This is a genomic window from Mesorhizobium sp. P170090 (assembly GCF_057786115.1).
Map to the genome: position 1 here is coordinate 2193871 of NZ_JBYNWH010000001.1, position 22391 is coordinate 2216261.

Consider the following 22391-nt stretch of genomic DNA (forward strand, 5'->3'; position numbering starts at 1 on the left):
CTCGTACGCATATCCATGACAAGAACACAGCTCGCCCAAGGACTTGCCATCGGCCGGCCATCATGATGCCATCTCGCTTGCGGAAGATAGCGTCGGGTTTTGGGGTAGAGAATGCTCTTTGGGCGAACAGCAGGTGCGACAGGGCGCATGTGCGCGGCACTTGCCGCGGCACTGGTGTGCCTATGCGCGTTTGGCCCCGCTTTGGCTGAAGAGCCGAAGGCGCTGAAAGGCGTCGCGCTCATCATCGGTCAGTCCGACTACCAGCATGTCGGCAAACTGCCCAATCCGGAAAACGACGCCCGCGCCATCGAGGAGATGTTCGACAAGCTCGGCTTCGAGACAAATGTCGCCACCAATCGCGACGCACGCAAATTGCGGCGCGATCTCGAAGGCTTCGTCGACGATGCCGAGGGCGCCGATGTCGCCATCATCTACTATTCCGGCCACGGCATCGAAGCCGGCGGCGAGAATTATCTGGTCCCTGTCGATGCCGATATTTCGGCACTCGACAATGCCGGCGAAAAGTTGGTGCCGCTGTCGTCCATCGTCGCCGAACTGAAGGCCAAGGTGCCGGTCACCATCGTTCTGCTGGACGCCTGCCGCAACGATCCGTTCCCGCCGGGCACGCTCTTGAAGCTGGCGCCGGGCGACGAAGGCAAGCCGATCGGCGCCGGCGGTCTCGGCGAAACGCGCGGCGTGGTTTCCCTGAAAGGCGGCGCCGAGGCCAAGGGCTCGGTCGACGACAGCCTCGGCCAGGTCATGGCCTTTGCCGCCGAGCCCGGCAAGGTTGCGCTGGACGGTCCGGCCGATGGCAACAGCCCCTATGCGGCAGCGATCCTGCGCCACATCGACACGATGGGCGGCGAGGAATTCGGCACCGTTCTGCGCATGATCGGCGAGGAGGTCTATCTCAAGACCAATGGCCAGCAGCGGCCCTGGGTCAATGAGAGCCTGCGCCGGCTGCTCTATTTCGGTACCCCCGCCGAGGCGCCGAAAGGCGACGAGGGGGAAATCCTAAGGGAGCGGCGCCAGCTCCTGCTGACCATCTCGACGCTACCCGATCCGGAGCGCCGCCAGATCGAAACCATAGCGCGTGACGGCAAGGTGCCGATGGATGGGCTCTACGCCATGCTGAAGGCGCTCGGGGTCGACATACCCAAGGATCCGGCCGAACTCGACAAATTGCTGCGCGGCCAGACCGAGCGGCTGAAACAGGTGCTGGCCGAGCAGGCCGCGCTGAAGAGCCAGGACCCGGAGATCGTCAGGCTGACCGGGCTCGCCGAACAGGCGGTACGGGAGGGCGCGCTCGAGGCCGCCAAAAAATTCCACGAGCAGGCCAAGGCGCGCGTCGGCGAACTGTCAACGACTGTCGATCAGGCGGAGGCCGACATCAAGGCACGGCGGCAGGAGTTTGCGGAGGTTTTCGCCAGCAGTGCGCAAACCTATGAACTGTCCTTTGACTATCTGAAGGCGGCTCAAGATTACGCCAAGGCCTATGACGAGGTAGAAAAATGGAGCGACGAGGACGCCTGGACCTACAAGTCAGCGGAAGCCGAGGCGCTCTCCGCGCACGGCTCTTTTTCGGGCGACAACGCCTTTCTGCTCCAGGCCGTCGCGGCCTATGAAAAGAGCCTGACTTATGTGACGCGCGAAAACGCGCCGATCCGCTGGTCGGCCACCGAAAACAATATCGCAATCACTCTGTCGACACTGGGCGAGCGCGAGGCCGGCCGCGACAATCTCGACAAGTCGGCAGCCGCCTTTGAGCAAGCGCTGAGCGTCTACACGCGCGACGCCTATCCGGACGACTGGGCCAGGACTTTCGGCAATCTAGGCGCGGTCTACTGGCAGCTCGGCCGGCGCGAGAACGGCACCGCGCTGCTCGAAAAGGCGGTCGCCGCCTTCCGCTCGGTGCTTGAGGTTCAGGGGTCGAAGAAACTACCACTCGAATGGGCGGCGACCGAGAACAATCTCGGCGTTGTGCTGTCCGAACTGGGCGAGCGCGAGCCGACGAGCGACAGCTTTCGCGCAGCGATATCGGCGCATCGCGCCGCGCTGACAGAATATCGCCGGGATCGCGTACCGCTCGACTGGGCATTGAGCCAGATCAATCTGGGTGTCGTTCTGGCGAGCCTCGGCGCGCGCGAAAAGGATGTACCGACGCTTGAGCAATCGGTCGCGGCCTTCCAGGCGGCGGCTGAGGAGATGACCAGGGAACGCGCGCCGGCGCAATGGGCGACGATCCAGAACAATTTGAGCACCGCATTCGAGTCGATCGGCGAGATCAACGGCGATATCGCCGCGTTGCAGCGCGCGCGGGAGGCGGCGGAGGCAGCGCTTTCGGTTCGGACGCGCGAGCGCGCGCCGGCCGACTGGGCGAACGGCCAGCTGACGCTGGGCAACGCACTGCATCGTCTTGGCGCCAGGCAGAACGACGACGCCATGTTGCTCAAGGCGGTCTCAGCCTACGAGGCGGCGCTATCTGAATATACGCGTGAAAAGCTGCCGCTCGACTGGGCCTCGCTGCAACAGAATCTCGGCTTCGTTTATGCAACGCTTGGAAATCGAGACACAGGAACCGACTATTTGCAGAAGTCGGCGGCCTCCTACAGCAAGGCATTGGAAGTCTACACCGCCACCTCTGCCCCCCTCGATTTCGCCTCGACAGAGTACGATCTCGGCGCCACGCTGTCGACCTGGGGTGCCCGTGCGGGCGACAGGGCGATCCTCGAACAGGCGGTCGCCGCTTATGATTCCGCGCTCACGGTGCGGACCAGAGAGGGCGCCCCGACCGACTGGGCGACGACGCAATACCGGCTGGGCATCGCCCTTTCCATGCTGGGCAAGGCCAATGGCGGCCCGGTCGAGGCGCTCGAACGCTCGGTGACAGCCTATCGCGCGGCGCTCGAGGTGCAGACTCGCGACAGCGATCCGGTCTCTTTTGCGGCAACACAATGGGGATTGGGCCATGTCCTGCTCGTGCTCGGCGACAGGACACGGAACGCCGATGACTTCAGCCAGTCGGTGACTGCGCTCGAAGCGGCCTTGCCCTTCTATGACCGCGCCACGGCGCCGGAAGATCATGCACAACTGCAGAACAATCTCGGTAGCGCCTACTACTACCTTGCCGGTAGCAGCAACGATCCGTCTCTTTACCAGAGGGCGGCGACCGCGCACGAGGCGGCGCTCGCCGTCTATGCCGCGTTGCCCGATCGCACACTGTGGGCCTCCGTTGAAGGCGATCTCGGCAATGCGCGGATGATGCAGGCCAGCGCTACCTCCGACCCGGACACAATGGCGAAGTCGGTTCAGGCCTACGAGGCGGCGCTCAGCGTGATTGCCCGCGACACAGACGCCGATGAGTGGCTACGCAACCAGGCCAATCTGGCCAGCGCGCTGTCGACGCTGGGCTACTGGCGCAACGATGTCGCCTTGCTGAAGCGCTCGGCCGCCATCTATCGCAGCATACAGAGCGTGCGCACTCGTGAGCGGGCGCCGGAGCAATGGGTCCGCACGCAGGGCGATTTCGCCCGGGTGCTCGCCATGATTAGGGACAAGGCGCCGGAGTCGGCGGTGTTCGATGAAGAGATCGCCGCCAACCGCGCACTGGCCGATGAGGTCGGCCGCGACCGCGACCCCGACCGATGGGCGAGCGTGCAGAACGAGGTCGGCTATGCCTTGACGCTTGCCGGCCGCGCCGAAAACAACGTCGCCCGCTTCGAGGAGGCGGTGCCGATCCTGCGCGAGGCAATCGCCGTGCAAAAGAAGATCAATTCGGTGCCGGCCGTAGCCTTCACGCAGGACAGCCTGTGCGACGTGCTGGTCGACCTCGGTGCTGCCCGCAAGGACAAGGCGCTTGCCGAGGAAGCCATCGCCGCCTGCCAGGATGCGCTCGTCATTTTCAAGGAGCGCAAGATGGACGAACTCGCCGCCGGTTCGGAACAAAACCTCGCCGAGGCACAGGCGCTGCTCGCCGGCTTGAACTGAGGCTCCAGACAACGCTGATGCAGGGCAATCACATAGGGCGCTCCCCCCATTCTTCGATGTTTGCCCGGCACCTACCCCCACCCTTAATCCCTCCCCACAAGGGGGAGGGAGACCTGGTAAGCGTTGATCTCGGCAAATTACTGAGGTCTAGATGCAAGGGCGGAGATACAGGGCGCGCCGGGTAGTGTGTGCTGAGAGTTCTGCAAATTCGCTGAGAGGGGGCGGTCATGGCAGGCTGGTGATTGTTCACGTCACCTGATTCCCGCGAAGGAACGCCACCATGACCAAGACTGAAGTTAAGACCGCCAGCGCTGCCGTCAAAGACATTTTGCTTTCGAACCCGGATGGATTGCACGAAGTGCTCCGTGCGGTGATGCAGGAGGTGCTTGAGGCCGAGATGGACGAGGCGCTGGGTGCCTCGAAGAGCGAGCGCACGCCCGAACGGCTTGGCTATCGCTCGGGCTATTACGGCCGTACCCTTGTGACGCGGGTCGGCAAGCTCGAGCTGCGGGTTCCGCAGGACCGGGCCGGGCGCTTCTCCACCGAGCTGTTCGAGCGCTACCAGCGTTCCGAGCGGGCCTTGGTGGCGACACTGGCGGAGATGTATGTCCAGGGCGTGTCGACCCGCAAGGTGAAGGCGATCACGGAAGAACTGTGCGGCCATGCCTTCTCGGCCTCGTCGATCTCGGCCATCAACAAGCGGCTGGACGAGAGCCTCGCTGCCTTTGCCAGGCGCCCCCTTCAAGAGCCGTTTCCTTACCTCATCCTCGATGCGCGCTACGAGAAGGTGCGTGAAGCCGGTGTTGTCATGAGCCAGGCGGTGCTGATCGCGGTCGGTATCGACTAGGACGGAAGGCGCCAGATCCTGGCCGTGGAGATGGCCAATCGCGAGAGCCGCTCGGCCTGGAGGGACTTCCTCGTCGGCCTCAAGGCGCGCGGCCTCAAGGGCGTCGAGTTGGTTGTGTCCGACGATCACGCCGGCCTGGTGGCAGCGATCGGCGAGGTGATCCCCGAAGCCGCCTGGCAACGCTGCTACGTGCACTTCCTCAGGAACGCGCTCGATCATCTGCCGAGGAAGCACGGCGACGACTGCCTGCAGGAATTGCGCTGGCTCTACGACCGGCGCGATCTCGCAGAGGCCAGGGCTGATCTTGCCGCATGGCTTGCCAAATGGTCGGCACGCTATCCGCGCCTGACAGGCTGGGCCGAGGATGCCATCGAACAAACCCTGACCTTCTTCAGGCTGCCGAGACAGCACCACAAGCATCTCAAATCCACCAACATGCTGGAGCGGCTCAACGAGGAAATCCGCCGGCGCACCTATGTCGTGCGCATCTTCCCCAACACCGAAAGCTGCCTGCGCCTGGTCAGGGCGTTGGCCGTCGAGACCAATGAAAACTGGATGGAGGCCAACCGATACATCAACATGGACGACCTGCGCGAGCACAAGAAGCTCGCTCTGCGCCAAGCCGCATGACCAGCATCATGGCCGCCCCATTTTGCAGAACTTGACGCACACAACCGCGCGCCGCAGCTTTCCCTCCCCTTGTGGGGAGGGATTAAGGGTAGGGGTACGTGCCGGGCAAACCTTGGCGGGCTAACCGGTGGCACCAGCGTTCACGCTGGTGCGCAAGCAAATGTCATCGGCTCGCCATGGCATGATCGGGAGGCGATGTGGCAGTATCGGCAGCGCGCCGGTAGCCGCCGCCATCCAGAGCGCCAACACAGCCGGATTTTCGTCGGAGCTTTCCATGACCCTACTCACCCGCCGCCGGCTTCTAAAAACAGCCGCGCTTGCCGGCGTTGGCGGGGTTGGCCTTGCAGCGATGGCCAGGCTCAGCGGTTGGGCAGCTGTCACACCTGAGCCGGTGGTGCTCAAGACGGCAAAGATCCAGGCCAGGTTCATGGATGCGGGCGAGACCCGGGATGTCCTGACGTATGGTGAATCAGGCATGCCGCCTGTACTGCGGATGAAAAAAGGCGAGCCCTTTGCCGCGCGTCTCGTCAACGCCATCGACGACCCGACGACCATCCATTGGCACGGCATTCGCGTTCCAAACAAGATGGACGGTGTTCCCTTCCTAGTTCAGCCTTACGTCTATACCGGCGATCATTTCGACTACGCCTTCACCCCGCCCGACGCCGGCACGTTCTGGTATCACCCGCATTGCAACACGCTGGAGCAGATGGGCCATGGCCTCACCGGCGTGATCGTGGTCGAGAACCCCAACGATCCAAAATTCGACGCCGAAGCCGTCGTCAACCTGCGCGACTGGCGCCTCGGCGACGACGCGCAGTTCATCCAGCAATTCCGGCCGCGCGATGCCGCAAAAACCGGAACCTATGGCACGGTGCGCACCGCCAACTGGCTCGACCAGCCGCAATTCGACGCGCCGGCCGGCGGGTTGGTGCGGCTGCGGGTCGCCATCACCGATGTCACCCGCATCTACGCCTTTCGCGTCGAGCGTGGGGAGGCCGCGGTCATCGCGCTGGACGGCAATCCGGTGCCGCAGCGTTTTGCGCCCGATGCTTTGCTGCTCGGACCGGGGCAGCGCATGGAGCTCGCCATTCGCATGCCTGACCAGGAGGGCGCGATCGTCAGCCTGGGCGACATCAGAGGCACCAAACCCAAGGTCCTCGCCACCTTGCGCGCCACCGGCAGCTCGCTCAAGCGCGATTTGCGCGACCTCGCACCGCTGGAAGCCAACCCGGTGCCGGAGGTGGATCTCGCCAGCGCGAAACACATCGCGCTCTCGCTCAGCGCCACGGCGGAAAACGTGCCGAGCGACAGCATATGCGGCACGCTAGGCTACTCCTTCTGGGCCATCAACAAGGTACCGTGGCCGGGCGACACGCCGGACCCGACCGCGCCTTTGGCCGAGCTGAAGCTCGGCAAAAGCTATGTCATCGACATGGAGAATTTGACGCCGCAATCGCATCCGATGCATCTGCACGGCATGAGCTTCAAGGTGCTGTCGTCGTCGACACGCCAGGTTCAGCCGGTCATCTCCGACACCTATCTCATGCAGCCCAACGAGAAGGTTCAGCTCGGTTTCGTCGCGGACAATCCCGGCGACTGGCTGCTGCACTGCCACATCATCGAACATCAGAAAACCGGCATGACGAGCTATATCAGGGTGGTTTGACGCCGAGGCGGGTCAATCAGCCTCTACCGGGGTTGGCCTCACCTGCCGGGCCTGTTGCCGGATAAATTGCCGCCGTCCGCTGGTTTCGTTGGCAAAGCGGGGCCGTTCCCTGCTATTCCCGCCTGCAAATCAAGAAGCCGTGGACACGCTTGCATGACCAATGTCGCCCTGACTGGACTGGCCCGCGATCTCGCCAGGCGCGCCGCCGAGGGACGCCCGGTGCGCATCGGCGTCATCGGCTCCGGCGAAATGGGGACCGACCTGGTCACGCAAGGCATGCTGATGCCCGGCATCTCGGTCGCGGCCATCTCGACGCGGCGTCCGCACACGGCGCGTGACGCCATCCGCATCGCCTATGGCGACGAGGCGATGGCGGTCGAGGCGGACAGGGGCTCGAAAGTCACCGCGGCGATCGAGGCGGGCAAAATCGCCATTACCACGAACGAGATGCTGGTCACCAATCCGCTGATCGACGTCGTCATCGACGCCACCGGCAAGCCTGGTGTCGCCGCCGATTTCGACTTGAAGGCGATGGAGCACGGCAAGCACCTGGTGATGATGAATGTCGAGGCCGACGTCACGATCGGCTGCTACCTCAAGCAGCAGGCAGACCGGCTCGGCGTCGTCTATTCGGTCGGCGCCGGCGACGAGCCGTCGAGCTGCATGGAGCTGATCGAATTTGCGTCGGCGCTCGGCTACACCATCGTCTCGGCTGGCAAGGGCAAGAACAACCCGCTCAACCACGATGCCGTTCCGGACGACTATCGCGAGGAAGCTATCCGCCGCAACATGAACCCGCGCATGCTGGTCGAGTTCGTCGACGGTTCCAAAACCATGGTCGAGATGTGCGCCATCGCCAACGCCACCGGGCTGGTCCCAGACGTTCCCGGCATGCACGGCCCAAAGGCCGACCGCGATCAGCTGGACAAGGTGCTCATCCCGAAGGCGGATGGCGGCATCCTGTCGAAGAAGGGCGTTGTCGACTACACCATCGGCAAGGGCGTGGCGCCCGGCGTGTTCGTCATCGTCGAGGCGACGCATCCGCGCATCGTCGAGCGCATGGACGACCTGCACATAGGCCACGGCCCCTACTACAGCTTCTTCCGGCCGTATCATCTGACCTCGCTGGAAGTGCCGCTGACGGCGGCCCGTATCATGCTCTACGGCCGCCCCGACATGGTGCCGCTGCCGAAGCCGGTGGCCGAGGTCTGCGCGGTGGCCAAGCGCGATCTCGCCACGGGCGAGACCTTCGATGCCATCGGCGAGACTTGCTACCGCTCCTGGACCATGACCGTCGAAGAGGCGCGCGCCAATCTGGCAGTGCCGGTCGGCCTGCTCGAAGGCGGCAAGGTGCTGAAGCCGGTCAGGAAGGGCGAGCTCATCACCACCGACAACGCCACACCCGACCGCACGACCGGGCTGTTCGCTTTGCGCAAGCTGCAGGATGAGATGCTGTACGGGAGCTGAGATTGGATGACAGGCCAGTCGGGCTGGCCTTGTCATGACAACTCCCTATGTTGTAGTGGCACCGAACGGAGGCTTCCAGGATGAATCTCCAGATCAGAGACCCGCGCGCCCGTGACCTCGCCCGGCAGCTTGCCGAAAAGCGAAAGATTTCAATGACCGAGGCGGTGATCGAGGCGCTCGAATCCGAGCTTCAGCGCGAACGTGAAAGAGTTCCGCTGGCTGAGCGGCTGGCCGCCATATCGAACGATCTGAAGGCCAAGGCGGGAAGCGGCGGCAGGGATTTGACTAAGGATGAGATCGACGAGATGTGGGGACATTCCTGATGTTCATCGACACCTCGGTGGTGATCGCTGTCCTCGCCGGAGAGGAAGACGCCGCCGATTGGAGCCGCCGGATCGGGCAGGCCTCGATACGGATAACATCTCCGCTGGTCGTGCTCGAAGCGGCGATGCGGCTTTCGTCGAAGTTGGTGGTGGAGCCGCTCTCGCCGAAAGGGCAATAGGAGACTTCCTGCGCGAAGCCGCGATCGAGGTGGTTCCGATCGAAAGAGGTGATGCCAAGCTCGCGATCCAGGCTTTTTCGAACTATGGCAAAGGTCGCGGCCACCCGGCTCAGCTCAATCTCGCTGACTGCCTGTCATATGCCTCGGCAAAAAGCCGTGGGATGCCCTTGCTCTACAAAGGGAAAGACTTTTCCCACACCGATCTGGCCTGATCCTACTGCCCCAGTTCCACGATTCGGCCAGCAGCTTCGTCAGCCGCTCCCGCCCAGCAGGCCAAATGCTGCCGCGCTCGCGCCATGGGCTGTTGACCTGCTCGCGCAACACGCCTGATCATTGCGCTCGTGCTGACGACGCAGACCATCGGCTGCCATTGTATGATCCATTCATACAGTCTGTCTCTTTGATCCGGGTTTTTCAAACGATGCCGAGATGCCAATCTCGATCAGCTGAACCCCCATTGAGGATTGAAATCGTGCAAACCATTTGGACAAGACGCGAGGCGATGAAAACCCTTCTGGCAACGGGCATGGTTGCCATGCTTCAGCCTCTGGCTTTTGCAGCCAGGGCCGCCGCCAAGCTGGAATGGACCCATTTTCAGGCTGACGAGAATGGTTTCCGCCGCACGCCGGTGCTGCTGACCGGGGAAAAAGAAGCCATCCTCCTCGACGGCGGATTTACCCTGTCCGATGGCCGTGCGGTCGCGGATGCGATCAAGGCGACGGGCAAGACCCTGACGACGATCTATGTCAGTTGCAGCGACCCTGACTATTATTTTGGCCTCCGTCGCGGATGCTTTCCCCGGCGCCAAGATCATCGCGGCCGGCGCAACGGTTGCGGCCATCAAAGCCAATGTGCAAGCCAAGCTGGATGTCTGGAGCCCGCAGCTCAAGGACAATGGACCGAAGGTCCTGGCGGATGTCGTCATTCCCGAGGCTTCCGATATCACCTCACTTGAAATCGAAGGAAACAAGATCGAGATCGTCACCGTCGCCGATCTGAAAGACCGGCGGTATCTCTGGGTGCCCAGCCTTGAAGCGGTGTTCGGCGGCGTGCTGATCTCGTCCGGCGTACATGTCTGGGTTGCCGACGAGCCAACCGTAGACGACCGCAAGAAATGGATTGCCGCGCTCAACGAAATCGCGTCCCGCAAACCAAACATCGTGGTGCCGTCCCATCAGGTAGCCGGTGCACCGGACGGTCTGGCGGCCGTGGAATTCACCCGCGCCTACCTCGAAGCTTTCAATAAGGAAGCCGAAAAAGCGAAATCCAGCGTCGAGCTGATTGCAGCGATGAAGCGGCGCTATCCCGATCTTCTTGACGTCTCGTCCCTGGAACTGGGCGCAAAGGTCGCCAAGGGTGAGATGAAGTGGGGCTGATACGGCCCCGCGAGCGCCTCGGCTACTTCCCCAATTCCACCGACCGCAGCCGCGCGGCTTCCACCGCCTCGGTCAGCAGCTTCGTCAGCCGGTCTTCGCCCATCAGCACGGCAAGGGCGGCTGCCGTGGTTCCGTTGGGGCTGGTCACCTGCTGGCGCAGGACGCCGGGCTTCTCGCCGCTTTCGGCAGCGAGTGCAGCAGCGCCATAGACGGTCTGCATGGCCAGCAGCCTGGCGGTCTCGACCGGCAGCCCGGCCTTCTCGGCTGCAACCGTAAGCGCCTCGATGAAATGGAAGATGTAGGCCGGACCGGACCCCGAAACCGCCGTCACCGCGTCCATCAGGCCTTCGTCGTCGATCGTCGTCACCACACCGCTCGCCGACAGCAGCTCGGCAACGAAACGCCTGATGTCGTCGGTCACCAGCGGGTTGGAATAGACCACCATCATGCCCTTGCCGATCGCGGCCGGCGTGTTGGGCATGCAGCGGATAACAGGCGCGAGATGGCCGAGTATGTGCTCGAAGGTGGCGACCGGCGTGCCCGCGGCGATGCTGACGAAGGTGGTCCTGCCGTCGCCGAAGCGCTTGTAGGCGGCGGCGACGTCGCGGATCACCTGCGGCTTGACGGCGATGACGACGAGGTCGGGCTCTGCGTCGGCGGGGATCCCGTTCGCGTCCGCGGCGACACTGCAACCGAGGTGCTCGGCGCGCTTGCGCAATTCGGCATTGGGCTCGACCACGAACACGGCTTGCGGGGCAAGCTTGCCGGATTTCAGCCAGCCCGCAAGCATGGCGTAACCCATATTGCCGCAACCGGCGAGAACAAGCCTGATCGTCATTGAGAGCCCTCCGAGACAAGGGTTCTCCTTAGACGCTAGCGGGCAGACGGGAAAGCCCCTCAAGGGGTGCTCAGGCCAGCCGGTCAAGGTCGCCGGCGCACCGCGATCGGCCGCAGCGACACTTGCCGCAAGCCAAGCACGCCGAGCACGAAGAACAGCCACACCGGGTCGCCGCGATGGAAGAAGAAGCTTTCCAGGAACGCGTTCAGCGCCGTGAACAGCACCACCATCATGAAGAAGTCACCGAGATAGATGTTCTCCTTGCGCGGCGGGATGCGCATGTAGTCGCGCAGCGGCGCGATCACGAAAGTGTAGACGGCAACGCACAGCGCCGGGATGCCCATCAGCACCGCAATGTCGAGATAGCCGTCATGGCCATGCACGATGGTCCGGATGTCCCAGGCCCGGTCGAAGGGCTGGTCCTGACTGAGCAGCAGCGGCGTGCCCCAGAAACTTTCATAGCCGTAGCCGGTCCAGGGCTTCTTCGCCAGCATCTCGCCGGAGAACTCCCACAGCGTCGTGCGTCCGGTATAGGTGAGGTCGGGGAAATAGGTGGCCGCCAGCTCTTTCACCGGGGGGATGAAGACGATGCCTAAGGTACCGATGGCCGTCGCAATGATCGCCAGTGCAAACAGGATCGGCGTGCCGAACCGCATGCCGATCAGGCCCGGCAGCACGACGATCAGGATCGAGAACGGCACCAGGCCGGCCGTCGTCTTGGAGCCGGTGTGCAGCATGAAGATCATCGCCGCGCCGAAGATCGCCACGCCCCAGAACTTCTGACCGCGCCGGAAGAGATAGAGGCCGGCGAAGCTGAAGCAGGCCATGATTGGTCCGGCAATGTTCTTGTGGGCGAACACACCACGCCACAGGCCGGCATGTTCGGGCTCCTGCGAATCGGCCGTATGCAGGGCCTCATGCGGAAAGACGATGAGGCCGATATAGGACAGGCCGATAACGACGATCGCGCAGAATATGATGACTTTCGAAAAACTGTCGGCGTCGCGCGGCAGCACCAGGACCGTCGCTATCGTCAGAACGCCAAGCAGCGTGAAGAAGGCCGCGCGCATGGCCGAGGACGGGTCGGTCGCGTTGATGACCGAAAGCATGAAAAAGCCGAGCATCAGGATCCAGGACGGGCTGAGCAGCGAGCGCACCATCTTGGGGTCGGCGAACGTCAGCAGTGAGAAGGTCGAAATGGCGCCGAGCGAACTGAAGCCGAGCTGGTTGACGATGTCGCCGCCGTCGCCGGTCAGTTCCGCGCCTGCCGGCTGAAACGGCCGGAACGACACGATGACGACGGCAAACAACAGCGCGGCAATCGCCGTCGCCACGCCGTCGCGGGTGACGATGCCGCCCAGCAGCAGCTCGTCAGTTCTTCTCAGGCTGCCTGTATTGCTCATTGGCGTATCCGAATTCGGCAAGCACGCGGCCGAGCGAGACATAGACGGGGTAAAGCGCCGTCGACAGCGATCCTGTCCGCGCCAATTTGATTGCGCCGCGCACGGGCGAGGCTATCAGCAGCGCCAGGCTTTTTGCAAACACCTTGGCGCCGGCGAATGGCGTGCCGGCGCGCTTCTTCTTTTCGACCAGCGTCGAGATTACACCGTTGCGTAAGGATCGGGCGCGGATCCAGTCAGCCTCGACGCGCCGGGCCGGAACGCCTTCGCGCACCTTTGCCTCGGCGCACCAGCCAAGCACGAAACCTTTCTGCGCCGAGCGGCTGAGGAAGTCGGAATCGCCGCCGCCCATGAAGTTGAACCGCAGGTCGAGGAAGGGTGGCCCCATGATGGTGAGCACATTGCGCCCGACCAGAAGGTTGCCCGAGGAATAGAGTGCGGCCACGCGCCCGGTCTGGCGATAGGGCGGCGCAAACACCGGGTGCTCGGCCCATTTGGCGTGAGCAGGATCGGTAAACACCGGCACTTGCGGGCCACCGACAATGTCGGCGCCAAGCGTCTCCGCCGTCCTGCACATGCGCTCCAGCCAGTCCGCGTCGGCGATCTCGTCATCGTCGATGACCAGCAGGTGGCGGAAATCCGGAAAATGCAGGATCGCCGTCTGCCAGCCAGCATTGTAGGCACTGCAATTGCCCCGCTCATGCGCGATGATGACCATGCCCTTCATATCGTCGCGTTCGAACAGCGGCACGGCCGCCTGGGCGCCCTCACGCGCCTCGGCCTCGTTTTCGATGACGATGACGGCGAAGCGCCGGCTGGTTTGCTGTGCCTTGAGCGACGCCAGCGTTTCGAGCAGCAGTTGCGGCCGCTTGAAGGTCGGCAGCGTGACGACGGCTTCCATCGTCTCTGCGGCGAGCCCCGGAGAGCGTCCCGCAATCGAAACCGAACCGTCCGATGGCAAAGGGATCATCCGCTCCAGCCGCATGTTTTGAATCTGGCTTTCGATAACACCGCGACGATAACGTTTCGTTAATCACCTTTCGCAGCGGCGCCTGCCGGTCCGCGCCTTTCAGCCGTTGCGTTGCGTGATTTAATCAAGGGTTCACCCAGCTTTGCTAGTGGCTGACGCCTGGATAGGTGAGATGCATCTGCTGTTCGCCACATCGATCGTGCCCGGCGGCGCTCTCGCTTCGGGCTATGAGATCGCCAATGCTGCGATCATCGCCGCCTTGCGGCGCGCCGGCGTGCGCGTCACCGTCATTGGCTTCATCTGGCCGGGCAAGGCGCCCAGCGACCCCGAAAACACCTTCGTGCTCGGCGCCGTCGACGTGCGCACGGAAAGCGCCTCGGCGCGGCAGAAGCTCGCCTGGCTTGGCAAGGCGGTGCTGTCAGGGCTCACCTTCGCTTCCGTGAAGCTGCGCGCGGTTTCCGACAGCGAAGTCCGTGCCGCGATCGAGCGCGCCGGTCCCTTCGACGGCTATGTCCTGAATTCGGTGCAGTTCGCCGGCGCCTTTGAAAAACTGTTCGCCGACCGTCCCTCGATTTTCGTCGCCCACAATGTCGAACATGGTTCGGCCAAAGAGAATGCGGCAGCAGCAAACAGTCGCTTCCAGCGCCTGCTGTTTGCCCGCGAGGCCAGGCTGCTCAAGACCATGGAGGAGCGGCTCTGCCGCCGGGCTCGCTTCGTCTTCACGCTGGCCGAGGAAGACCGCGCCGCACTCGGCGTTGCCAGCGACGACCGCTCGGCGGTGCTGCCGCTGGTGACCACTGCCACGGCGCCAAAGCCGGTCAAGCCGCGCCGCATCGATTGCGACGCGGCGCTGATCGGCACCTGGACCTGGCAGCCGAACCGCATCGGCCTCGACTGGTTCCTGGAAAAAGTCGTGCCGCATCTTCGCCGGAGCTTTCGCATCAGGGTCGCCGGCAACATGCCGTCGGATATCACCTCTGCCCATCCCGGTGTCGAATTTGTCGGCCGCGTGCCCGACGCCCAGGATTTCGTGCGCGGCGCCGCCGTCATTCCACTGATCAGCACCGCGGGCAGCGGCGTTCAGCTCAAGACCATCGAAACCTTCGAACTCGGCCTGCCGTCGGTCGCCACCAGCCGTTCGCTGCGCGGCATCGATCATCGCCCGGCAAATTGTTTCATCACCGACGATCCGGCCGCCTTCGCCGGCGCGCTGGAGGCAGCTGCGGCCGATGTCAGGGATGTCGATGGCAGCGCCTTCCATCGCCGGCAGATCAAGGCACTGGATGCCGCCATCAGGCTCGGCCTGGAAAAGCTTGGGCCGGTGGGGGAGGAGGTGTTTGCATGAACATGCACACCGCCCGCGCCGCCTTCGGGCTCGATACGCTGAAGACGATCCTTGGCATTTCGGTCCTTGCCATCGGCTGGGATGACGCGATCGCGCTGCTCGCTCGTCTGATTGCCGAGCGGCGCTTTACCAAGGTCAGTTTTCTCAACGCTCACAACGCCAACATCGCCTCTACCGATCCGGTCTTTGCCGAGGCGCTCGACGATTTCCTCATCCTGCCTGACGGCGTTGGCGTCGATCTGGCGGCAAAGCTGCTCTACGGCGCGCCGTTCCCGGACAATCTCAACGGCACTGATCTCATTCCGGCCTTTCTGCAGGCATCGGCGAGGCCGCTGACCGTCGGGTTGCTTGGCGCCACCCGCGCCAACGCCGAGGCGGCGTCGGTCAGGCTAGCCGCTCTGGCGGTGCAGCACGAATTCGTCGTCATCCATGACGGCTATTTCTCCCCCGCCGAAGAGCAGGCGATCGTCGATCGCATCGAGGCATTGCGGCCCGACGTGCTGCTTGTGGCCATGGGCGTGCCGCGCCAGGAATTGTGGATCGCCCGTCATATCGATGCCCGCCACTGCACGCTGCCGATCGCCGTCGGCGCGCTGCTCGATTTTCTCTCCGGCACGGTGCCGCGGGCGCCTCTGTGGATGCGCCAGCTGAGGCTCGAATGGTTGTTCCGTCTGTGCATCGAGCCCGGCCGGCTGTGGCGCCGCTACGTCGTCGGCAATCCGGTGTTCCTGCTGCGTGTCGTCAGGCAGAAATTCTCACATCGGCCCGAGCCCGCCGGAGAGTTGCGGTGAACAGCCGCGTCGTGCCGAGCCCTGCAGCCGAGACCGGTGCCCTGCCGCAAACGCCGACGGCAGCGGTGGTGACCGCCAGCTATGCGCCGGATTTCGAACGCTGCCGCCTGTTGTGCGAGACCCTCGACCGCCATGTCTCCGGCGTGGCGCATCATTACATTCTGGTCGAGCACCGCGACGTGGCGCTGTTTCGCCAGTTGGAAAACGACCGCCGCAGCGTTGTCGACGAGCGCGACCTGCTGCCGCGCTGGCTGCGTGTGTTCGACGATCCGATGAGCCTCTTTCGCCGTCGCATCTGGCTCAGTTTCAAGGCCCAGCCGCTGCGCGGCTGGCATGTGCAGCAGCTGCGCCGCATCGCCATCGCTGCGCATGCTGGAGAAGACGTGCTGGTCTTCTGTGATTCCGACGTCGCCTTCCTCAAGCCATTCGATCTGAGCGCCTTCTGGCGCGACGGCAAGGTGCGGCTGTTCCGGCGCGACGGCGTGCTGTCGAGCGACGGTCACGACGAGCATCGCATCTGGTCGCGCAATGCGGCCTCGGCGATTGGTATCGATGCATCCGAGGTTTCGAACCACGACTATATTTCGACGCTGATCGCCTGGCGCCGTCAGACCGTGACGGCGATGTGCGCCGAGATCGAGAAGGTGCACGCGCGCGGCTGGGTCGAGGTCATCGCTTCAGTGCGCCGGTTCTCCGAATGCATGATCTATGGCCGCTATGTCGACGATGTGCTGAAGCGCGCTGGCCATTTCCACGGCTCGGAGGAATTCTGCCGCGTGCACTGGACCGGCGAGGCGCTGTCGGATGACGAATTCCGCAGCTTCGTCGCCGCCATGGCACCGGGGCAGGTGGCGATCGGCATGCAATCCTTCATCGGCACCGATATCGGCCGCATCCGCCGCCTGATCGGATTGGCTTAGATTGCCTTGGCGGGCTTGCGCAGCGCCGAATAGGTCAGCAGCGCCGAGGCGAGATAGAGCAGCAGGAAGACGACATTGAGCGATACGACAAGCCTGGGCGTGTCGGCAATCGTGGTCAGCACATAGGTCAACAGCACCGCCTTCAGCCCCGCCAGCAGGCCGAGGTTGAGCGCCCTGAGCGCGGTCTGGCCGCGCGCGAACAGCAGCTCGGCCTGGTATTCGACCAGGTTGCGCAGTCCCGGCACGCCGATTGCCAATGCCACCAAGGGCGCCGCCTCGGCGACATTCCGGCCAAGTGCATTGGGGAAGAAATGCAGCACGATGCCGAGTGCGGCCAGCGCCAATGTCGATACCAGGAACACGCCGGCTTCGATACCGCTCTTGACCCGCAGTCGCGACAACAGCTCCGGCGACCGCATCATCTTCTGCACCAGCATCATCGAGAAGGTGCGGATCGGTATTGCCGTCAGGTCGACCAGCCGCATGATGATGGCATAGATGCCGGCCAGATGCGGCCCGCCGATCGCCAGGACGAGCAGCTTGTCGAATTCCGACTGCAGGTAGAACAGCACTTCGGCGCCGGCAACATAGATCGAATCGGCAAGCCGCCTGAGATAGAGCTCGGTGCGCAGCCTCAGCCGCTGGCGTGGATAATAGAAGCCGAAGGCCAGCAGCAGCGAGGCGGCGTTGGCGCCGATGTAGAACAATGACCAGATCCAGACGCTGTGCTGCCCCGACAGCATGAACAGCACGGCGCCCAGCGCACGGAACGCCGTGGTCACGATCGACAGCACCGCGGCGCGGCCGAATTTGCCGAGCCCGTTGTTGACGATCAGCACCACCTCGACCGGCCGCCACAAAAGCGCTTCGGCAAAGACGATTGCGGCAAAGACGGCCAGAGGCACGGTGCTGGCGAAGAAGATCAGGTAGACGCCCCAGGAGGCCGCCGCCAGCAGTGGTAAGGACACGGCGCCAAGCAAAAGGAAGCCGGCGGTGAAGGTGCCGATCAGATTGGGGCGGATGGTGGCTGTGCGGTAAAGCGCCGAGATGAAGCCGAAAGCGAGGATGCGCGACAGCATGACGCCGGCCGCCGAGGCGGTGGCGAACATGCCGAACTCGGCAATCGACAGCGTGTTGGCAAGTGCGATGAAATAGGCAAGCGAGAACACCAGCCGCCCGCCGGCGCCGCTGATGGCTGAAAGATAGTCGCGAACCAGCCCCCGTCTTTCGGCAAGGAAGGTGCCGATGCGGGCGAGTGTCCGCCTTTGCGGTATGTCGCTGGCCTGCGTCATATCGAGGAAAGCCGTAAGCCGGAAAGCTTAACGTGCGGTTCTGACGCCATTTTACAGATCCCGGCAATGCGTGGCGAAGCGAGAAACTTTCGGTATTATGGAGCAAACTTACCAAATATGATGGTTTTATCATCATTTATGATATGATACCCATGATGCATGGTGAACATTTACGACTACGATAGACCCAACACCGTTGCTGGCCTTGTCGGCAAGCACGCCGAGCTAGTGGCCCTGCGTGAGAAGTACCGCGCCGAGATCAAGAAGCTGACGGTCGACATAGACCATCTGGACGCGGCAATCCGGCTCTTCGATCCGAACGCCGACGCGTCTCCCCTGAAAGAGTACGTCACCAAGCACCGCGCCCAGAAGGGCTCCGTGAAGCGTTTCGTCCTCAACACCATGCGGGAGGCCACCGCGCCTCTTACATCGCGTCAGGTGACCGAGCTATGGGTTGCTGACCGCGGCCTAGCCGCCGACGAAGCGACCGTCACCGCGATAAGGAAGCGCATCGGCGCCTGCATAAAGGTTTGCGTGATCCAAGGGCTGATTGAGGAATGCGGCTGGACCGACGATCACGACGCATTCGGGCCTTACAAGCTGTGGAAACTGAAAAGGGGCGACCAATAGGCCGCCCCTCGCATTGCTTACGCCGAAGGGAAGTCGGCGGGGAGATCGCTTGCTGGAGGGATTTCGGGGAACCTACGTCCCGACATCACGTCAGCAATCCGGCCAAAGTTGAGGCCGGGATAGTAACCCGAAATCCACGAATACGGAATCCGCTTCTGCCGGGCCAGTTTGATAACCGGAACCATGTCCGGGGTGAGGTCTCGGTCGTGCATTGCCTTTTCCTTTCACGAAAAGGGTGCGATCGAATATCGGTTGACGCCGATTCGAAGATGAATCATTGTCGTTGCGTTCATGTGTGCCGATATTCGGCCACGGTTTATGATCCGGGCTTATTCCCGGATCAGTGCGGCACCGGGCATTCGCGCCCGGCACCTACCGCCCAGCGGCGGCTGCTGAAACTGACCAAGGTCGGCAAACCTCGTCAGATCAGGAAGCGGTCATATGGGTTCCATCGCATCTCCAATGCTCGAATCGCCGGGGGACAAATCCCCCGGCGGCTTGAACCTTATTGAAAACCGATCGCTTGGCAAGAGCCTTGTGAGTTAACCGCTGGATTTCTTCTCCCATTTGTTCTATTTGGTAATAGATTAAATAGACCAATCGAGTTGGAGAAGCCTCATGGCTAACGTCCGCAGCCCCAATTACCCTGTCACTGATTTGGCCGGCGCTCTGGCCATGGCCAGGAAGCTCTACGAGAAAGATGGGCGGAACAAAGTGTCCAAGGCCGCGCTGGCGGGGCACCTGGGGCACGATAGCCTGAGCGGGCCGGCTCTCGGGAAGATCGGGGCTTTGCGGGCCTACGGGCTTATTGACGCCAATGGCGACGATTACAGAATCACCGATGACGGCCTTACTGCGCTGATGGCTCCGGAGGACTCATTGGACAGAGTGGAGGCGCTGCGTCGATTGGCATTCCAGCCGAGCCTTTTCAGTGCAATTGCAAAGGACTTTCCAACAGCGCCGAGCGATAGCAACCTTCGCTACTGGCTCGCTAAACGGGGCTTTTCTGCAGACGGCGCGGCGAAGGCGGCAAAGACCTATCTGGCTACTCTCGCGCTTGCGACCAGTATGGAGAAGGGGTACCCTCATTCTCCGACCCCTATGGAGGATGAGATGATGGAGGCCACGGAACTGTCACGTCCGATTCAGCGACGGTCAACAGAGATGGTTGACGTGTCGCCGCTCAAGCCGGGGGTGCGTCAGGAAGTTATCGCGTTGGACGAAGGGGACGTGACCATCACATTCCCCGAAAACCTTTCGTCGGAAAGCTTCGAGGATCTAGAGGACCACTTGAAGATTTTTGTTCGTAGGATGCAGCGGCGCGCGAACGCAAAGATTCTCGGCTTTGACGAGGGCGACCAGCACTAGGCGTTGCGGCGCTGCCAGTATCCGCACCACTGATTCGACTTCGGCGCAACGCCTACTGCACCGACGACCATAGCGTACTGAGTGCCGTTGGCTTCGCGACGGTTATCTTCGCGCCATGCCATCTCGGCGGCATAGGAGCCGAGATAGTCGCCAGCGATGCGATGGTGAATGCCGATCTCGGCGCGGCGGATACGCGAGAAGAACGATTCGGCGGCATTCGTGCAAGCGCCGTCCTTGGAATACGCTTCCTGATGGTTGATGCGCTTTATCGGGAAATAGACCGCCAGCTTGTCCCAGTGTGACGCCTCGTCGGCGTGAACGGTCGTACCGTGCTTGACCGTGGCGGCGACGAAGGCAACGCCATCGGCCTCCGTCCGGGCTACGTGGGTGACCGTGCGGCCATCGGTTTTGCGAGCGACAATCACCGACTGGCGTTTACCTGATTGGTTGGGAGTCAGGCGGCGGTCCTTGCGATCGCTCTTGTTGTTCGCAGGCTTCACGTAACCTCCGAAATAGGCACCATCTACCGCGACATTGCCGGACAGCGCACCTTCGTCGCGGGCAAGCTTTATAGCTTCGCGCACCTTGTGCAGCATCACGAAGGCGGTCTTGTAGTCAACGGAGAGGTCGCGGGAGAGTTGAAGGGCGCTATAGCCCTTGGCACCGTTTATGAAGACGGCAATGGCGGCGAGAATATCGCGCACTGCCAGCTTGCGGCTGGCGAAGATCGTGCCGGACGTGATGCTGAATTGCTTGTAGCAAGCGCGGCACTTGTAAACCTGGCGCGTCTTGAGGTCATAGGCATCAACGCCGCCGCATTCCGGGCAAACCGGCTCACCATCCGTTTCCGACCAGCGGATTTTGCGGAATGCCGCCCGGGCTTCCGTGTCCGACATGCGCATGACCTTGACCAGCGAGAGGGTCTTGGCGGCGGGGGAGAGGAGGAAATGCTGAGACATATCAAATCCGATGATGTTGTGCATCGGATATAGGACATTAAATCAGCACATGCAAGGGTATATATCATCATCCATGATGTTTTTTCTGGAGAAATGATGATGGCGGATAATACCCTAACCGCGCCCTATGAGGAGCAGGCAAAAAACATACTGAAAGGCGAGTTGAAGCGTCGAGGCATAACCTACGCGGCGCTGGCCGAGAGGCTGACCGAGAAGGGCGCGCACGAAAGCGAGCGCAATCTGGCCAACAAGATAAGCCGTGGCAGTTTCACCGCCGCCTTCTTCATGATGTGCATGGACGTGATCGGCGTTCGGCAAGTCAGCTTGGAGGTGTAGGGCTTAGGCCCTCTTCCAGCTAATTCGGACGACTTCGCTTTTCGCAAGTTTGTTGACCCTTACGTGATAGAGATTTTGGACCACCTCAATCGGCATGTCGGTCAGAGCGCCATTAAGCTCTCGTCTAGCCTTTAAAGACTTAGGCAAAGCGTCAATGGGGAATTCTAGAACGATGTGCATGGACATAAAGTTGTAGTTTGGCGCCTGGAAACGCATCGCAGGCAGATCAACATTGTGCTCATCTAGATATGAGAGGCTTGTTCTTCTTTTAACCAGCCTCTTCCTGAGAAAATGCGGCAAATCATCATAGTTTCTGCTTACGAAGTAGTTCGGTATGAGCGGCATGTACCACATGCTGGGTAGAGGCTTGTTGAATAGTTGCAGAAGCTCGATCCCGTCCCCCTCCATCTTGTTTAACTCGATTTCGGAAGTAAGGGGAAACGCCTCGCAATAAACGTCGGCTTTCATTGAATCGAGGACAAGCGTTCCATAATCTGGAGAATGTATTGTTCTGTAGGACGTGACGTTTGGGTGGTTTGCTCGAAGGACGAATGTGCCTTCTACTATAGTCTTGCTCCATTCATTATTGGTTAGCGTAGCCTTTATATCGGCGCTCAAAATGGTAACGGGCCTGTTGCGGTTATAAAACGTTAGTGTGACAACGTAGAAACCGCAAAATAAGAGAAGTGCCAGAAGCCAACGCATGGCAAAGCTTTGCGTCATCTCTGGATGGAAAAGAGAAATTAAAATCTGAGTTAGGCCGATCTTTTCGTCAAATATGGCTGGATATAATATTCCAATCCCGCCACCTAATATCAGTACGCCGCTGAAAAGCGTAGAAAGCCTAGTCCACATGAATCAAAAACCCCCGCCTTTGAGCGAGGGTTTTTGATATCATCTTTCAGATCAGTAGTCGAACGGCTTTGCCGCGCGGTGCTAGATTGTATCCTTGGATCTCAACATGGGTATGCCTCCTAAAGGCTTCGCGTTTCCGATTCTGAACCGCAATGGTTGATAAACGGTCTAGGCCGAAAATCGTTTCGTTTCTATGCCCTGTTTCACAC

Annotated in this window: 19 protein-coding genes and 2 pseudogenes; 14 read left to right on the top strand and 7 right to left on the bottom strand. The window is 61.9% G+C overall.

Translation table 11 applies throughout. From position 1 onward, the window contains the following. The first annotated feature begins 147 nt into the window (after nt 1-147). From AC3EML_RS10425 to AC3EML_RS10460, 8 genes and pseudogenes are all read left to right on the top strand, one after another. Entirely contained in the window at nt 148-3987 is a 3840-nt protein-coding gene (locus tag AC3EML_RS10425; RefSeq protein ID WP_352522094.1) for a caspase family protein, read from the top strand. Nucleotides 3988-4267: 280 nt separating this feature from the next. Then, a pseudogene (locus AC3EML_RS10430) lies at nt 4268-5464 on the top strand (IS256 family transposase). A 274-nt stretch (nt 5465-5738) separates the two neighbouring features. Continuing rightward, nucleotides 5739-7133: a multicopper oxidase family protein gene (locus tag AC3EML_RS10435; protein ID WP_352521105.1), complete on the top strand. Its 1395-nt coding sequence runs from the start codon at nt 5739-5741 to the stop codon at nt 7131-7133. Between the two features lie 153 nt (nt 7134-7286). Continuing rightward, nucleotides 7287-8600, top strand: coding sequence for an NAD(P)H-dependent oxidoreductase (locus AC3EML_RS10440; protein ID WP_352498579.1), 1314 nt, complete (start codon nt 7287-7289; stop codon nt 8598-8600). An 80-nt stretch (nt 8601-8680) separates the two neighbouring features. Next, a complete protein-coding gene (locus AC3EML_RS10445) occupies nt 8681-8923 on the top strand; it encodes a type II toxin-antitoxin system VapB family antitoxin (protein ID WP_023669292.1) in 243 nt (80 codons plus the stop codon). Beyond that, nucleotides 8923-9102: a type II toxin-antitoxin system VapC family toxin gene (locus tag AC3EML_RS10450; protein ID WP_245261319.1), complete on the top strand. Its 180-nt coding sequence runs from the start codon at nt 8923-8925 to the stop codon at nt 9100-9102. The genes AC3EML_RS10445 and AC3EML_RS10450 overlap by 1 nt, the downstream gene beginning before the upstream one ends. 29 nt (nt 9103-9131) lie before the next feature. Next, nucleotides 9132-9314, top strand: coding sequence for a type II toxin-antitoxin system VapC family toxin (locus AC3EML_RS10455; RefSeq protein ID WP_280792065.1), 183 nt, complete (start codon nt 9132-9134; stop codon nt 9312-9314). A 269-nt stretch (nt 9315-9583) separates the two neighbouring features. Beyond that, nucleotides 9584-10478 (top strand): annotated as a pseudogene (locus AC3EML_RS10460) (MBL fold metallo-hydrolase). Nucleotides 10479-10500: 22 nt separating this feature from the next. On the opposite strand, the gene proC reads toward AC3EML_RS10460, so the two are convergent. The 3 genes from proC to AC3EML_RS10475 form a co-directional block, all read right to left on the bottom strand. Beyond that, nucleotides 10501-11316 carry a pyrroline-5-carboxylate reductase gene (gene proC / locus AC3EML_RS10465; protein ID WP_023832763.1) on the bottom strand — a complete coding sequence of 272 codons (816 nt, stop codon included), beginning with the start codon at nt 11314-11316 and terminating at the stop codon, nt 10501-10503. Nucleotides 11317-11399: 83 nt separating this feature from the next. After that, nucleotides 11400-12719, bottom strand: a complete 1320-nt coding sequence (locus tag AC3EML_RS10470; RefSeq protein ID WP_023746238.1) for an O-antigen ligase family protein — start codon at nt 12717-12719, stop codon at nt 11400-11402. Beyond that, on the bottom strand, nt 12688-13686 hold the full coding sequence (locus AC3EML_RS10475) for a glycosyltransferase family 2 protein (protein WP_023692395.1): 999 nt from the start codon (nt 13684-13686) through the stop codon (nt 12688-12690). The genes AC3EML_RS10470 and AC3EML_RS10475 overlap by 32 nt, the downstream gene beginning before the upstream one ends. A gap of 172 nt (nt 13687-13858) precedes the next feature. Between AC3EML_RS10475 and AC3EML_RS10480 the strand changes: the two genes are divergently transcribed. Genes AC3EML_RS10480 through AC3EML_RS10490 form a run of 3 tightly spaced genes read left to right on the top strand, consistent with a single transcriptional unit; the run spans nt 13859 to nt 16742 of the window. Beyond that, the gene (locus AC3EML_RS10480; protein WP_352521106.1) at nt 13859-15031 is read left to right on the top strand and encodes a glycosyltransferase; all 1173 of its coding nucleotides are present in this window, start codon (nt 13859-13861) and stop codon (nt 15029-15031) included. Next, a complete protein-coding gene (locus AC3EML_RS10485; RefSeq protein WP_023681898.1) occupies nt 15028-15822 on the top strand; it encodes a WecB/TagA/CpsF family glycosyltransferase in 795 nt (264 codons plus the stop codon). The genes AC3EML_RS10480 and AC3EML_RS10485 overlap by 4 nt, the downstream gene beginning before the upstream one ends. Beyond that, entirely contained in the window at nt 15819-16742 is a 924-nt protein-coding gene (locus tag AC3EML_RS10490) for a DUF6492 family protein (protein ID WP_023681897.1), read from the top strand. Before AC3EML_RS10485 ends, AC3EML_RS10490 begins: the two co-directional genes overlap by 4 nt. Here the strand turns inward: AC3EML_RS10490 and AC3EML_RS10495 are convergent. Then, nucleotides 16739-18034, bottom strand: a complete 1296-nt coding sequence (locus AC3EML_RS10495) for a lipopolysaccharide biosynthesis protein (protein ID WP_023681896.1) — start codon at nt 18032-18034, stop codon at nt 16739-16741. The genes AC3EML_RS10490 and AC3EML_RS10495 overlap by 4 nt on opposite strands. Before the next feature lie 159 nt (nt 18035-18193). Between AC3EML_RS10495 and AC3EML_RS10500 the strand changes: the two genes are divergently transcribed. Next, nucleotides 18194-18664, top strand: a complete 471-nt coding sequence (locus tag AC3EML_RS10500) for a hypothetical protein (protein WP_023681895.1) — start codon at nt 18194-18196, stop codon at nt 18662-18664. Between the two features lie 17 nt (nt 18665-18681). On the opposite strand, the gene AC3EML_RS10505 is transcribed toward AC3EML_RS10500, so the two are convergent. Next, nucleotides 18682-18876 (bottom strand): hypothetical protein, encoded by a 195-nt coding sequence (locus AC3EML_RS10505; RefSeq protein WP_023681894.1) that lies wholly within the window; start codon nt 18874-18876, stop codon nt 18682-18684. Between the two features lie 406 nt (nt 18877-19282). Here AC3EML_RS10505 and AC3EML_RS10510 point away from each other — a divergent pair, with 406 nt between their 5' ends. Beyond that, the gene (locus AC3EML_RS10510) at nt 19283-20032 is read left to right on the top strand and encodes a hypothetical protein (RefSeq protein ID WP_031203723.1); all 750 of its coding nucleotides are present in this window, start codon (nt 19283-19285) and stop codon (nt 20030-20032) included. On the opposite strand, the gene AC3EML_RS10515 is transcribed toward AC3EML_RS10510, so the two are convergent. Further along, the gene (locus AC3EML_RS10515) at nt 20029-20991 is read right to left on the bottom strand and encodes an IS1595 family transposase (protein ID WP_023681892.1); all 963 of its coding nucleotides are present in this window, start codon (nt 20989-20991) and stop codon (nt 20029-20031) included. The two genes, AC3EML_RS10510 and AC3EML_RS10515, sit on opposite strands and share 4 nt — an antisense overlap. A 99-nt stretch (nt 20992-21090) precedes the next feature. On the opposite strand from AC3EML_RS10515, the gene AC3EML_RS10520 reads away from it, so the two are divergent. Next, nucleotides 21091-21327 carry a DUF6471 domain-containing protein gene (locus AC3EML_RS10520; protein ID WP_023681891.1) on the top strand — a complete coding sequence of 79 codons (237 nt, stop codon included), beginning with the start codon at nt 21091-21093 and terminating at the stop codon, nt 21325-21327. Between the two features lie 3 nt (nt 21328-21330). Here AC3EML_RS10520 and AC3EML_RS10525 read toward each other — a convergent pair whose 3' ends face one another. Beyond that, a complete protein-coding gene (locus tag AC3EML_RS10525) occupies nt 21331-22182 on the bottom strand; it encodes a hypothetical protein (RefSeq protein ID WP_156939229.1) in 852 nt (283 codons plus the stop codon). Nucleotides 22183-22391 lie beyond the last annotated feature (209 nt).

What these genes read in the sequence shown, in the direction of transcription:
- AC3EML_RS10440 (WP_352498579.1), top strand. Translation starts at nt 7,287, where the DNA reads ATGACCAATGTCGCCCTGACTGGACTGGCCCGCGATCTCGCCAGGCGC.
- AC3EML_RS10435 (WP_352521105.1), top strand. Translation starts at nt 5,739, where the DNA reads ATGACCCTACTCACCCGCCGCCGGCTTCTAAAAACAGCCGCGCTTGCC.
- AC3EML_RS10495 (WP_023681896.1), bottom strand. Translation starts at nt 18,034, where the DNA reads ATGACGCAGGCCAGCGACATACCGCAAAGGCGGACACTCGCCCGCATC.
- AC3EML_RS10510 (WP_031203723.1), top strand. Translation starts at nt 19,283, where the DNA reads ATGGCTAACGTCCGCAGCCCCAATTACCCTGTCACTGATTTGGCCGGC.
- AC3EML_RS10425 (WP_352522094.1), top strand. Translation starts at nt 148, where the DNA reads ATGTGCGCGGCACTTGCCGCGGCACTGGTGTGCCTATGCGCGTTTGGC.
- AC3EML_RS10525 (WP_156939229.1), bottom strand. Translation starts at nt 22,182, where the DNA reads ATGTGGACTAGGCTTTCTACGCTTTTCAGCGGCGTACTGATATTAGGT.
- proC (WP_023832763.1), bottom strand. Translation starts at nt 11,316, where the DNA reads ATGACGATCAGGCTTGTTCTCGCCGGTTGCGGCAATATGGGTTACGCC.
- AC3EML_RS10505 (WP_023681894.1), bottom strand. Translation starts at nt 18,876, where the DNA reads ATGCACGACCGAGACCTCACCCCGGACATGGTTCCGGTTATCAAACTG.
- AC3EML_RS10450 (WP_245261319.1), top strand. Translation starts at nt 8,923, where the DNA reads ATGTTCATCGACACCTCGGTGGTGATCGCTGTCCTCGCCGGAGAGGAA.
- AC3EML_RS10475 (WP_023692395.1), bottom strand. Translation starts at nt 13,686, where the DNA reads ATGATCCCTTTGCCATCGGACGGTTCGGTTTCGATTGCGGGACGCTCT.
- AC3EML_RS10470 (WP_023746238.1), bottom strand. Translation starts at nt 12,719, where the DNA reads ATGAGCAATACAGGCAGCCTGAGAAGAACTGACGAGCTGCTGCTGGGC.
- AC3EML_RS10500 (WP_023681895.1), top strand. Translation starts at nt 18,194, where the DNA reads ATGGTGAACATTTACGACTACGATAGACCCAACACCGTTGCTGGCCTT.
- AC3EML_RS10445 (WP_023669292.1), top strand. Translation starts at nt 8,681, where the DNA reads ATGAATCTCCAGATCAGAGACCCGCGCGCCCGTGACCTCGCCCGGCAG.
- AC3EML_RS10515 (WP_023681892.1), bottom strand. Translation starts at nt 20,991, where the DNA reads ATGTCTCAGCATTTCCTCCTCTCCCCCGCCGCCAAGACCCTCTCGCTG.
- AC3EML_RS10520 (WP_023681891.1), top strand. Translation starts at nt 21,091, where the DNA reads ATGGCGGATAATACCCTAACCGCGCCCTATGAGGAGCAGGCAAAAAAC.
- AC3EML_RS10485 (WP_023681898.1), top strand. Translation starts at nt 15,028, where the DNA reads ATGAACATGCACACCGCCCGCGCCGCCTTCGGGCTCGATACGCTGAAG.
- AC3EML_RS10480 (WP_352521106.1), top strand. Translation starts at nt 13,859, where the DNA reads ATGCATCTGCTGTTCGCCACATCGATCGTGCCCGGCGGCGCTCTCGCT.